The sequence below is a fragment of the Rheinheimera tangshanensis genome, from assembly GCF_014645135.1.
Classification (GTDB): Bacteria; Pseudomonadota; Gammaproteobacteria; order Enterobacterales; family Alteromonadaceae; genus Pararheinheimera; species Pararheinheimera tangshanensis.
Window position 1 is genome coordinate 77,551 of record NZ_BMLH01000001.1, and the last position, 12,375, is coordinate 89,925.

The following is a 12,375-nucleotide window of genomic DNA, read 5'->3' on the forward strand; positions in this document are numbered from 1 at the left end:
GTGATGATAAGCTCAGGATAAATACACATTATCCTGCTGTAATCTTGCTAAATGCACAAAGGCTTTGGGGGATTGGCCGTAGGTGCGTAAAAAAGCGCGGCGCATCCGTTCTTCGTCGCCAAAACCTGTCAGAGTTGCAATACGGCTGATGGAGGAATGACCTTGTTCTATCAAGGATTGGGCCGCTTCCAGCCTTAGTTTTTCTATAGCTTTGGCCGGTGCTATGCCGGTTTGGTTGTGAAAGACCCTGCTAAAATGACGTGGACTCCAGTGCACATGTTCAGCTAAATCCTCCACTGTTAAATCTTTTTGCAGGTTCTCTTTGGCAAATTTAAGCGCGTCTCTGACTCTGTCTGAACTGGGTTCCAGTTCTGCCATTGCTGAAAACTGCGACTGCCCACCGGTCCTTCTATGATGCACTACCATCAGGCGCGCTATGCTTTTTGTGACTTCAGCACCTAAGTCGGCCTCTACTAAAGCCAGAGCTAAGTCGATACAGGCGGTGGCTCCGGCTGATGTCCAGACCTGACCATCTTTGACATAAATTTTATCTTCATCCACCAAAACTGCGGGATGTTGCTGCTGCAAATCCCGGCCCCAGGCCCAGTGGGTGGTGGCTCTTTTGCCATCCAATAAACCTGAGTTCGCCAACACAAAAGCGCCACTACAAATACTGGCAATACGTTTTGTGTCAGAGGCCGCTTCTTTTAACTTTGCTTCTAAAGCCGGCATTGCTTTTGGGATCAGTAAAGCGCCTGCAATGATCAGAGTGTCATAGCTACCAAAGCCTATGGCTTGAGTCTCGATAACCACCCCGGTCGAACTTCTGACTGGGCCACCGTCCAGGGACAAAGACGCAAACTGGTACTGGATTTTTTGCTGCATGCTATTGGCGAATTCAAAAACGGTCAGTGCGGCCAAATCGAGAATTTGGAAATCATCATAAACAATGAGCCCGATACGCTTATTCATCCAATGTCCTTAAAGGTGGGTAATGATTGATAAAGTATAAATTTATGTTGCGCATTATTTGTAATTTGCAAGGCTTTTTCCAGCTGTTTTAAGTTTATTTCTCTTACTTTTCCTCAGTGGTGGGTTATGTCCTTAAATGCGTTTTTTGTGTCATTTATCTTATTTTCTGTTCTGCCACAATGAACCTGTCTTCAACACCTACTCAAGGAAAATAACATGAACACTAAAACTGCTTTGATTACTGGCGCTTCATCTGGCATAGGTGCTGTATATGCAGATCGCTTAGCCCGTCGTGGTTATGACCTCGTCCTGGTGGCCCGCAACAAAGAACGTCTGGAGGCTGTGGCATCGTCAATACGCAGCGAAACTGGTCGCACTGTGCAACTGATCCAGGCTGATTTAGCTAACCCGGCACAATCAGCTCAAGTGGAAGCTGTGCTGGCTAAAGGTGGTATTGAAGTGCTGGTGAATAACGCAGGTTTTGGTGCTGTAGCGCCTTTACTGCAAAGCGACATCAAAGATATGGTCAGCATGATTGATATCAATGTCACAGCTTTAACCCGCCTGACCTATGCCGCAGTACCTGCTTTCGTCAAACAAGGCAGCGGGACTTTAATTAATATCGCTTCTATAGTGGCTGTGGGGCCGGAAATTCTGAATGGAGTGTATGGCGCAACCAAAGCTTATGTGCTGGCACTGACTCAGTCACTGCAGCATGAACTTGCTTCGCAGGGCATTCGAATTCAGGCGGTATTGCCAGGTGCCACAGCGACAGATTTCTGGGGTGTGGCAGGCCTGCCGCATGAGCATTTGCCTGCTGAAATTGTGATGAACACAGCGGATATGGTGGATGCAGCTCTGGCTGGCCTGGATGCAGGTGAAGTGATCACTATCCCACCATTACAGGATGGCGCTGAATGGGATGCGTTTGAGGCTGCCCGTAAAGCATTATCACAACGGTTCGGCCATACAAAACCAGGCGCTCGTTACCAGGTTAAATAATTGATTGGTAAAGAGGTTTGTTAAAGCCACAGCCTTAATGCTGTGGTTTTAATTTGCCAAAAACCCTATTTCAGGTTGTTTTTTCAACCAGACAGCGGCAACCTTGAACTGGCATATCATAAGCAACGAACCGGAACCCCACCCCCTCAAATTGCCAGAATTTTGCCTGACGGTCTGGCTGAATAATTTGTTGAATGAGTAACATAGCTTGCATAGCGCCTATGATCCCAGGCAAAGGCGCTAATACGCCTAAGCTGCTGCAATTACCGGATTGATCGGTTAAATTCGGGAATAAACAGCTGTAACAGGGGCTTGGGTTATGCGCAAAAGGCCAAAGCATTAACTGGCCTTGCTGGGCTATAGCGGCGGCACTAATCAGGCTGATTTGATGCTGTTGGCAGAGTTTATTGATGAGCTTCCGGCTTAGGAAATTATCGGTGCAGTCTAATACCCAGTCAGTATTTGCCAATAAAGTTGCAGCATTGTCAGCGCCAAAATGCTGTTCTACAGCGCTTAGCTGTACATAAGGATTGAGCTGTTTAAGCTGGCGCGCCGCCATTTTGGCTTTGTTAAAGCCTCTGTCGCTGTCGCGAAATAATAGTTGCCGCTGCAGATTGGATAACTCCACTTTATCGCCGTCAACCAACGTCAGTTGGCCTATTCCCGAAGACACCAGATACTGGCTGGCGGCATGGCCTAAACCACCACAACCTATCAGCAGTACCTTAGTTTGTTTTAGTTTCAGCTGAGCTGCTTCGCCAAAATCCGGCAACATCAGTTGGCGGCTATAACGGATAAATTCTAAATCACTGAGCATGGCTTTTGCTCCAGTTGGGCCTCGCTGATTAACTGTTGCATCTGTTGCACCCATAGTTTTGGCTCTGTGGCTTGAGCAAATCCCTGTACCACAGCTAAGTGCCTGATGTCCGTCGCCAACACAGCTTTGGCATTGCTTTCATTGATGCCACCAATAGCCACCAACGGAATCTTTGGGAATAGGGCAGGATAGCGATTAAGCTTATACAAGCCCTGTAACTTGCCGCCCATCTCTTTGGTTTGGGTGGCAAAAATGGCACCTATCGCCAGATAACTGGGCTGAAGTTGTTGTGCCCGTAGCAGCTTATAAAAACCATGGCTGGATACACCCAACCGCAGTCCCGCTTGTTGCAAAGCTGCTAAGTTGGCGCTGTTGATATCTTCCTGACCTAAATGCACACCATAAGCACCAAGTTCCAGCGCCAGCTGCCAGTGATCGTTAATAAACAGCTGAATATCAGGCTGATGACAAAGCTGAATTGCTTCTTTGATCTGTTGGCGTAGCTGCTGATCTGTATTTTTTATCCGTAGTTGCAGGGTTTTTACTCCGGCTGCTAAGGCTCTTTTTAACTCTGTGACTGAAGGCACTATCACATACAAACCTAAAGCAGCTTTTAAAGGAGCAAAGGCTTTGGCCTGTGGCTGGAGATGCTCAGTCAGCAGCTCTGGTAAATAATTTGGATTACGTGGAAACCCCCAATGGCCTAAAGTACCGTGATTTTCAGTGACAGCAACTGGCTGGCTTAAGCCCTGATTGATATAAGTTTTAGCCACTACAAAAGCATCTTCCAGTGCATAACCTAAAGCCAAAGCTGCTGCCAAAGCACTACTAAAACTACAGCCTGTGCCGTGGTTCAAATGATGTGGTTGGCGTGGGCTGCGCAGGCTGACTTTATTGGTATAAGCCGGATAACCGCGGTAACGAAAATCTGCACTAATAAAAAGCTGATCGGTGCAAGCTGTTGCCTGTTGATGACCACCTTTAACCAGTACTGTTTTTACGCCAGCTTTGAACAGCAGCTCAACAGCCTGTTTCATATCGGAGTTTTGAGCTAAAGCGTCCAACTCCGGCAGGTTAGGCGTCAGCACGTCAATCTGTGGCAATAAATGCTGCATCACCGCCTGATATAAATCGGCTTCTGCCATTGTTGAGCCAGAACTGCTAATGGCGACAGGGTCGTAAATCACCAGTAAGTCAGGTTCGTTTTTTCTGAGCTGTTGTAAAAGATCAGTCAGCCACAGCACCTGTAGCTTATTCACCAGCAAACCAATTTTAATGACAGCAGGTTGCGCATCTTTTAGTAAAGCCAAAGCTTGTTGTTGAAGCAAATCAACAGAGACTGCCATGCAGGCATCGACTGCGGTGCTATGCTGGGCGGTAATGGCGGTGATTAAAGTACATAGATGCAAAGGCTGTTCTGGCCTAGAAAAACTTTGAATAGTTTTTAAGTCGGCCTGAATACCAGCGCCTGCGCTATTGTCTGACCCCGCGATACTCCAAATCACAGTGCTTTGATGTGCTCGATTTACTGAATAAGTCATGGCGCCTCCTGCAACCAAAACGGCATACCAAGCACAGGTGTAGAAGGGCTGGCAAAGTCCTGTTTCGGCATAGCACCCGCTACAAATGCAGAGCGGCCTGCGGATACAGCCTGAGAAAAAGCCTGAGCCATCAATACAGGATCTTTGGCCAAAGCCACCGCAGAATTTAACAATACGCCATCAAAACCCATTTCCATCACCTGACAGGCGTGACTGGGTACACCTAAACCTGCATCTACTATTAAAGTGGCGTCCGGTAAACGCTCTCGTAAAGTCCGCAGTGCATAAGGGTTGAGCACACCTAAGCCCGAACCTATAGGCGCAGCCCAGGGCATCAACACTTTGCAGCCGAGTTCATACAGTCTTTTGCAAAGCACCAAATCGTCAGTGCAATAAGGCAATACCTCAAAACCATCCGCCAGCAGTTGTTCGGCCGCTTGTAGCAATAAAATGGGGTCGGGCTGCAGGTTGTAGTCATCTCCTATCAGCTCCAGTTTTATCCAGTTAGTCTGGAAAATTTCCCGCGACATCTGCGCTAAGGTCAAAGCTTGTTGCACTGAATGGCAACCTGCGGTATTGGGCAACAGCTTCAGTTTTAAATCGCGGATCAATTGCCAGAACTGCTCGCCGCCTTGTTGTTCAGGCGCTTGACGGCGCAGGCTTAAAGTCACAGCTTCACAACCACTTTGTTGCAGGGCTTGTTGCATCAAAGCCGGGTTTGGATACAAGGCGCTGCCTAAAATCAGCCTGCTGCTAAGGGTTTGGCCGTAAATGTTAAATTCGGATTGCATGCTTAACCTCCGGCTATAGGGCTGACAATATCCAGCTGATCACCGGCTTTAAGCACTGTGTTTGGATACTGATTCGCCGCAATAAAGCAGCCATTTAATGCCACAGCAAAAGGGGCTTTAAAACGCGGCAATAGGTGGCTTAATTGGTTGGAGTTTAAGGTTTCGGTTTTGCCATTCAGCCAGATGTTTAGCTCTGTTTTCATATGCTCAGCCATAACACAGTTCCTTAGTTTCGCTAAACTGCAGCAAAGCCAGCTGGGCCACTTGTTCAGCCAAAGCCGGGCCTAATAAATAACCGTGACGGTATAAGCCATTGATTCGAATCAGGCCGTGCTGATGGGAAATAGCAGGTCTGTTATCTGGCAAAGCAGGGCGGGCCGAAGCCTGTACAGTTAAAATTTCAGCATCAGCAAAAGCAGGGTCGACTGAATACAAAGCCGAAAGCAGTTCCAGAGTAGAACGCACCGAAGGGCCGGATTGATCGGCCGATTCCAGCTCTGTAGCGCCGACCACAAAAATACCCTCGCCTTTGGGTGCTATATAAAGCGCATAACGGGGATGGAATAACCGCACAGGGCGGCTTAATTGCACTGCTGGAGCTTTGACCCGCAGTACTTCACCGCGCACTGGCCTAAGTTGGGACAACTCTGTTTGAGCGCCTAAACCACGGCAATCAATCACCAAATCAGCGGTTGCTAACTTGGCATTACACCACAGCTCGTCACCTTTAAATTCGGCAATAGAATGAGGCTCCAGCGACATACCTCTTTGCTGCAATAGCTGCAGGGAATGTTGTAAAAAAGCCTGATTATCCAGCTGACCTTCGCCTGGCAAATAACAACCATACTGAAAACGCCCGGCCAGCGAAGGCTCAAGCCTTGTCAGTTCGGTTTTTGTCAGCCATTTGGGTTGATAGTCTGGCTGGGCTTTAATTTGACCAACTAAATGTACTAACAAATGCTGTTGCTGTGGGTGGGCCAGCAGCAAAGCCCCTTGGTGTTGCAGGCCAAAATCCGGCAGTTGCTGTTGCAACTGTTGCCACAGCTGCATACTGCGATAGCCCATCTCCACTAAATCTTGCTCTAAAAGCACAGACTCAGCCAAAGGCGATAACATAGCGGCAGCAGCAAAAGCAGCTTTGGGTTGATACAGCTCTTGGGAAGGGCTAAAACTCCCCATTTCCAGCAGGCGTATATGGGCTGGCTTTGGCCAGAGTCCGGGTTCGGACAAAGCCAAAGCGCATAAACGTCCCATTAAACCGCCGCCCAGAATAAGCAGCGACTGATTCATAGCTGTGGTTCCTCCAGCTGTGAATCAGAGCCGTGATACAACTCTGCACCCGACTGACGGAACTGCTGCGCCTTTTTCTGCATTTCTGCCTGCTGTTGTGCTGCATCCAACTGCTTTACTTCAATACTGGCTGCGTAGTCGCGCACATCCTGACTGATTTTCATCGAACAAAACTTAGGGCCACACATAGAGCAAAAGTGCGCTACTTTGCCGGATTCCTGTGGCAGAGTTTGATCGTGATAAGAGCGGGCACGTTCGGGGTCTAAACTTAAATTAAACTGATCCTGCCAGCGGAACTCAAAACGGGCTTTGGATAACGCATCATCGCGAATTTGTGCACCAGGATGGCCTTTGGCTAAATCGGCAGCGTGGGCGGCAATTTTGTAGGCAATCATGCCTTCTTTCACATCGTTTTTATCAGGTAAACCCAAATGCTCCTTGGGTGTGACATAACACAGCATGGCGCAGCCATACCAGCCAATCTGAGCAGCACCTATGGCGGACGTCAGATGATCGTAACCCGGTGCTATGTCTGTGGTTAGTGGGCCTAAGGTATAAAAAGGCGCTTCGGCGCAGTACTCCAGCTGCAACTGCATATTTTCACGGATCAGCTGCATAGGCACATGGCCGGGGCCTTCCACCATCACCTGCACCTCTTTGGCCCAGGCGCGGTGGGTCAGTTCGCCTAAGGTTTTCAGCTCGGCAAATTGTGCTTCGTCATTAGCATCGGCAATAGAGCCAGGGCGCAGGCCATCACCCAAACTAAAGCTGATATCGTAAGCGCGCATAATGTCGCAGATAGCGTCAAAGTGTTGATATAAAAAGTTTTCTTTGTGATGCGCCAGGCACCATTTGGCCATAATAGAACCGCCACGGGACACTATGCCGGTCACGCGTTTAGCTGTCATTGGCACATAAGCTAAGCGTACTCCGGCGTGAATAGTAAAATAATCCACCCCTTGTTCGGCCTGCTCAATTAAGGTGTCGCGGAATAATTCCCAGCTTAAGTCTTCGGCTATGCCACCGACTTTTTCCAGCGCCTGATACAAAGGCACAGTACCAATAGGCACTGGGCTGTTGCGGATAATCCATTCGCGGGTTTGGTGAATATAACGGCCAGTGGATAAATCCATCACAGTATCAGCGCCCCAGCGCGTAGCCCACAATAGCTTTTCCACTTCTTCTTCGATGGACGAACTTACGGCTGAATTGCCGATATTGGCGTTCACTTTCACCAGAAAGTTACGGCCAATAATCATAGGTTCAATTTCAGGATGATTGATATTGGCCGGTAAAATGGCGCGACCTGCCGCTATTTCCTGCCGGACAAATTCGGCGGTAATTTGCTTAGGTAGGTTAGCACCAAAACTCTGGCCCGGATGCTGAGTTCGGGCTTCAGTGGCTGCGGCCATATTAGCGCGGCTTAAGTTTTCCCGTATCGCCACGTATTCCATTTCCGGCGTAATAATGCCACGACGGGCATACGCCAGTTGAGTCACTGCCACACCAGCTTTGGCTTTGCGTCTTTCTGTTAAAGACTCAAATCTTAAACTTTGCAGGCTTTCATCCAGCCACTGCTCTTTGCTGTAGACAGAGCCAAAGTCCGTCACCAGCTCCGTATCGCCACGCTGTTTTATCCAGTCGGTACGAAGGGCTGGCAAACCTTTGCGGATATCAATTTGAGCATCAGGACAGGAATAAGGGCCTGAAGTGTCGTAGACCCGAACCGGTGCATTGGGTGCAAATAAAGGATTGTCTTTGGTACCGCCAATTAAGCTGGGTTGCAGTTCAATTTCTCGCATGCCGACTTTCACGCCCGGCAATTCACCTTCGATATAGACCTTGCGGCTGGCGGGATAAGGCTGGCCCTGAAACTGCTGAATAAATTGTTCGGCGGCAGCGCGGGTGGCACGACGGTTTTGATTTTCTGACATATAAACTCCGATGAAATAATTAAATAGTTAATTTTCAACAGAGCTTGGGAAAAGCGTGGACAGCCATCAACAGATGAGCCGAATGAGTGCGCCAACAGGCAGACGGATCACCGCCGCTGTATGCGCTCTTGTTTCCCTCCGCAGGTATTATCCTGTTCAGGTTCCACGGATTCCGCCCAAGGGCGGTCTCAGCTGACAAACCAGGTTTGTGCAGCACTCCGACAAGCTAAGTGTGGCCAGCATAAACAGCTTTTTTTCAGGCGGCAAGAGGAAATTGGTTTGGCTTGCACAGAGTAGGGCATGGACAGTGCCATAAAAATCGAGCCGAATTCAGACAATTTATGCTAATTTGCCTGCGGTTCTCATTTTGAAAAGACTTGCTTTTGGACAGACGTCATTTTTTAGCTTTAAGTAGCACTATAGCTTTAGCCACTGCCGCTGGCTGCCAGTTTAGCCCGGCCACATCTTTGCCTGAAGCCTCTGACTGGCAGCAGCTAAAAGCGAACTTTTCCGGTCAGTTATTATTTCCTGCAGATGCAGGTTTTAGTCGTTTTTATAAAGCGGCCAACTCCCGTTATGACTCTATTGTTCCTGCCGTCATTGCCCGTTGTGTCAACACCACTGATGTGCAGTTGGTGTTAGCCTTCGCCAAAAAGTACCAATTACCTATTACAGGCCGCAGTGGTGGTCATAACTATGCTGGTTATTCCAGTACCAAAGGCATTTTGCTGGATTTAGCTTTAATGGCGGATATTCAGCTGGAGCCGGAAGACGACACAGCCTGGATAGGGGCTGGGGCAAAGCTCGGTGATATTTATGATCAGTTGAGTAAAAAAGGCCGCTCTATCCCTGGTGGTAGCTGTGTTGGCGTAGGTATTGCCGGTTTAACTCAGGGCGGTGGTTTTGGCATTGCAGACCGTTTGTATGGTTTAACCTGTGATGCCTTGCTGGAGGCCGAAGTTGTGACAGTGGACGGTGAGGTGCTGCGTTGTAATGAGCAGCAAAATGCTGAGTTATTCTGGGGCTTAAGAGGCGGTGGTGGCGGCCAGTTTGGCATAGTCACCCGCATGAAGTTTCAGACCTTTGCCACTACAGATATTTTAAGTTGCCATGCTTATTTTGCGTTAAAAGACGCATTGCCTGTATTGAATTTATGGCAACACTGGAGCCGTCAGTTACCCGAAGCTTTATGGTCTCAGGCGGCTTTGTGGTGGAGCGGCGAACCAGGCCATGAACCTCAATTACAAATACGGGTGACCAGTTTAGGCCAGATTAAGTTGTTGCAACAGCAATGGGTGAACTGGTTACGGCGTTTGCCAGTACAGCCTGTAGAGCAGGATGTGGTGCTGCATAATTATCGCGAATATATGTTGACCGACTGTGCTGGTTTGGAGATGCCAGAGTGCAAATTACCGCATCAATCAGAGCAAGCCAAACTAAAACGTGTGGCTATGGCGGGCAGCTCAGATTTTTTTAATCAAGCGATCAGCAGAGCCGGATTAGAGGCTTTATTGGGGCAGGTGCAGCAGCGCCAGCAACAAGGTTTATCCGGTGGTATTTTATTGACTCTGATGGGAGGCGCTATTAGTTCTGTACCAGCAGATCACACAGCTTTTGCTCACAGAGATGCACTTTTTAGTGCTCAGTATCTGGTGAGCCGCCCTGTCGGCGCTGATGAAAAGTTAATGCGGGGCGCTGCGCTTTGGGTCAATCATATGCGCACTGTAATGCAACCTTACAGTACAGGTGGGGCCTATTTAAACTACACCGATGCTTTGATTAAAAACTGGTCTGAAGCTTATTATGGTAAGCACTATGAAAAGTTACAGCAACTCAAGGGCCGTTACGACCCTGACCAGCTATTGCGGTTTGCTCAAGGCATAAAGCCAGCTTAAGAGACAAAGGATAGAACAGATGAAATATAAGTTACTGATTTTATTGTTATCTTGTGGCGCTTTAGTTGTGCAGGCTGAAACATCAATCGACAGCACAGATTTTGTGCCTGACGGCGTTTTTCACGCCACCATAGAAGGTCCTGCCACAGACAAAAACGGTTATTTGTATGCGGTGAATTATGGTGTCGAAGGCACTATTGGCAAAGTCAGCCCTCAAGGTGAGGTGAGTTTAGCCCTGACCTTGCCCAAAGGCAGTATTGGCAACGGTATTCGTTTTGACCAAAAAGGCCTGATGTATATAGCCGATTATACTGGCCATAATATCTGGCGTTACGACGGTAAACAGCTGCAACTGCATGCCCATCAACCTTTAATGTTTCAGCCCAACGATTTAACCATAGCGGCTAATGGCGTTATTTTTGCCAGTGATCCGGACTGGAAAAACCGCAAAGGTCAGTTATGGCGTATTGAAACCGATGGTAGCTCCAGTCTGGTCGAAACAGACATGGGAACAACAAACGGCGTGGAAATCAGCCCGGATCAACGCCGATTGTATGTTAATGAAAGCGCGCAGCGCAGAGTCTGGGTGTATGACCTGGATAAAAAGCTGCAGGCCAGCAATAAAAGACTGCTGATCCAGTTCCCGGATTTTGGTTTGGATGGCATGCGTACTGATACCAAAGGCAATTTATATATAGCCCGTTATGGCAAAGGTGTGGTTGCCAAAGTCAGTTCGGATGGCAAGTTGCTAAAGGAATACCAGCTAAAAGGTGAGTTTCCGACCAACGTTACTTTCTCGCAAAAAGACCCGACTTTGCTTTATGTTACGATGCAAAAACGTGGCGCTGTAGAGCTGATTAAGTTGTCGAAGTAGTATCCGTTTTAAAACGAAAAAGCTGCTTTTCAGCAGCTTTGATCACAAGACTATATGCTTAATGCACCTGATAATGCCGACAGAAAAAGTCGATCACTTTGTCCGGATCAGGACGGGTTTGCATATTATGTTTTAATGCCAGGCCTGCAGCTAGAGCGCGCAAGGTCACATCCAAAGGTGCACCTGCTGGTTTTTCAATTTGATAGTTCTGGAACAAAAAATTAATTGCTGCTCCGGCATAAGAGTTTACTGAATGTGAAGGCAGCAAACGTAGTTCCTGAAGACGTACTCCAAGTTCACGTATTCTTTGTAAGCGGCTGGCTTCGTTCATTTGTATCTCCTTATCAAAAGCAGTGAAAGCTGATGCTTTATGTATCTGCCGCGATCGAAAAAGCTTTAATGAAATCGGCTTGAGGAGTTTTTTTTGGGACTAAGTTGCAGCTAAATAACTGATTCTATTTAATTCTATTTAGTTGAGGAAAACGCCGCCATAAACCAGGAAACCAGGCAGAGTGGAGGTCTTTGGAGGTACCCGTGCTCTGTGGCGGCTTTCAAAAACCCCGTTCCGCGGGAATGACTACGAAACGGGGAAAACCAGGAAGAAAAGCATGCTGTCGGGTTGTATTATCTTCCCGACAAGGGGCTATCAGGCATACATACGGTCAAAAATATTCAAAAAAGTCGGAGCTTTTTCAATATGAACCGGAATATGCAGACGGTTGGCGATATCGCTTGCGGATATGACGCCGCGGATATGGTGTGATTCGGTATCTATCACCAAACAATGCTGCTCACCATTGTGTTGCAATGTGTTCAGTACATCGCCTATGGTGCAGTGTTTGATTTGCTCATAAGCTAAGGCTTTGATTTCAGAGCGCGGGCGCATTAAATCAGCCACTGTTAAATCAGTGCGATTCACACCTTTGCCTAAACGTTGCAATACATTCTGGATAGACAACTGTTCGTAGCTGATTAGACCAATCAATTCCTGATTGGCGTCTATCACCAGTTTTAATTTGGTATGTTCATGATTCATCATGTCCTCTGCTTCGACTGCACAGGTATTCGAATCAATCATCATAGGGCTGTTGGTTTTAAAATCAGACACAAAGTCCAGCGCTGCTGAGTTTAAATTGGCTTCAGCAAATTCGGCTGGCTGAACTAAATGGTCTATTACATCAACGTTGAATAAATTTAACTTTTTCATAGAAACCTCTCGTCAGTCCGCTCAGAGGCAGCGAAACTGAAATCAATACAAT

Annotated in this window: 12 protein-coding genes and 1 riboswitch; of the genes, 3 read left to right on the plus strand and 9 right to left on the minus strand. The window is 47.8% G+C overall.

Features of this window, described 5'->3' with window-relative positions; genetic code table 11:
• Positions 1 to 12 precede the first annotated feature (12 nt).
• Positions 13 to 972, minus strand: a complete 960-nt coding sequence (locus tag IEW88_RS00310) for a GlxA family transcriptional regulator (protein WP_147903183.1) — start codon at positions 970 to 972, stop codon at positions 13 to 15.
• 216 nt (positions 973 to 1,188) lie between these two features.
• On the opposite strand from IEW88_RS00310, the gene IEW88_RS00315 reads away from it, so the two are divergent.
• Positions 1,189 to 1,974, plus strand: coding sequence for an SDR family NAD(P)-dependent oxidoreductase (locus IEW88_RS00315; protein WP_147903182.1), 786 nt, complete (start codon positions 1,189 to 1,191; stop codon positions 1,972 to 1,974).
• Positions 1,975 to 2,044: 70 nt separating this feature from the next.
• Here IEW88_RS00315 and IEW88_RS00320 read toward each other — a convergent pair whose 3' ends face one another.
• Genes IEW88_RS00320 through thiC form a run of 6 tightly spaced genes read right to left on the minus strand, consistent with a single transcriptional unit; the run spans position 2,045 to position 8,347 of the window.
• Positions 2,045 to 2,791, minus strand: coding sequence for a HesA/MoeB/ThiF family protein (locus IEW88_RS00320; RefSeq protein ID WP_185148532.1), 747 nt, complete (start codon positions 2,789 to 2,791; stop codon positions 2,045 to 2,047).
• Positions 2,776 to 4,332 (minus strand): thiamine phosphate synthase, encoded by a 1,557-nt coding sequence (gene thiE / locus IEW88_RS00325; protein WP_147903180.1) that lies wholly within the window; start codon positions 4,330 to 4,332, stop codon positions 2,776 to 2,778. The genes IEW88_RS00320 and thiE overlap by 16 nt, the downstream gene beginning before the upstream one ends.
• Positions 4,329 to 5,123, minus strand: a complete 795-nt coding sequence (locus tag IEW88_RS00330) for a thiazole synthase (protein WP_147903179.1) — start codon at positions 5,121 to 5,123, stop codon at positions 4,329 to 4,331. The genes thiE and IEW88_RS00330 overlap by 4 nt, the downstream gene beginning before the upstream one ends.
• A gap of 2 nt (positions 5,124 to 5,125) precedes the next feature.
• Positions 5,126 to 5,338, minus strand: coding sequence for a sulfur carrier protein ThiS (thiS, locus tag IEW88_RS00335; protein ID WP_147903178.1), 213 nt, complete (start codon positions 5,336 to 5,338; stop codon positions 5,126 to 5,128).
• Positions 5,331 to 6,413 carry an FAD-dependent oxidoreductase gene (locus IEW88_RS00340; RefSeq protein ID WP_147903177.1) on the minus strand — a complete coding sequence of 361 codons (1,083 nt, stop codon included), beginning with the start codon at positions 6,411 to 6,413 and terminating at the stop codon, positions 5,331 to 5,333. Before IEW88_RS00340 ends, thiS begins: the two co-directional genes overlap by 8 nt.
• Complete coding sequence (gene thiC / locus IEW88_RS00345; protein ID WP_147903176.1) at positions 6,410 to 8,347, minus strand: phosphomethylpyrimidine synthase ThiC; 1,938 nt, start codon at positions 8,345 to 8,347, stop codon at positions 6,410 to 6,412. Before thiC ends, IEW88_RS00340 begins: the two co-directional genes overlap by 4 nt.
• Positions 8,348 to 8,462: 115 nt before the next feature.
• Positions 8,463 to 8,578, minus strand: a riboswitch (TPP riboswitch).
• 152 nt (positions 8,579 to 8,730) lie between these two features.
• Between thiC and IEW88_RS00350 the strand changes: the two genes are divergently transcribed.
• Both IEW88_RS00350 and IEW88_RS00355 read left to right on the plus strand, forming a co-directional pair.
• On the plus strand, positions 8,731 to 10,242 hold the full coding sequence (locus IEW88_RS00350; RefSeq protein ID WP_185148531.1) for an FAD-binding oxidoreductase: 1,512 nt from the start codon (positions 8,731 to 8,733) through the stop codon (positions 10,240 to 10,242).
• Positions 10,243 to 10,261: 19 nt separating this feature from the next.
• Positions 10,262 to 11,116 (plus strand): SMP-30/gluconolactonase/LRE family protein, encoded by an 855-nt coding sequence (locus IEW88_RS00355; protein WP_147903174.1) that lies wholly within the window; start codon positions 10,262 to 10,264, stop codon positions 11,114 to 11,116.
• Between the two features lie 58 nt (positions 11,117 to 11,174).
• Here the strand turns inward: IEW88_RS00355 and IEW88_RS00360 are convergent, their stop codons facing one another.
• Entirely contained in the window at positions 11,175 to 11,447 is a 273-nt protein-coding gene (locus tag IEW88_RS00360; RefSeq protein ID WP_147903173.1) for a hypothetical protein, read from the minus strand.
• A 315-nt stretch (positions 11,448 to 11,762) separates the two neighbouring features.
• Complete coding sequence (locus tag IEW88_RS00365) at positions 11,763 to 12,323, minus strand: CBS domain-containing protein (RefSeq protein WP_053425054.1); 561 nt, start codon at positions 12,321 to 12,323, stop codon at positions 11,763 to 11,765.
• Positions 12,324 to 12,375 lie beyond the last annotated feature (52 nt).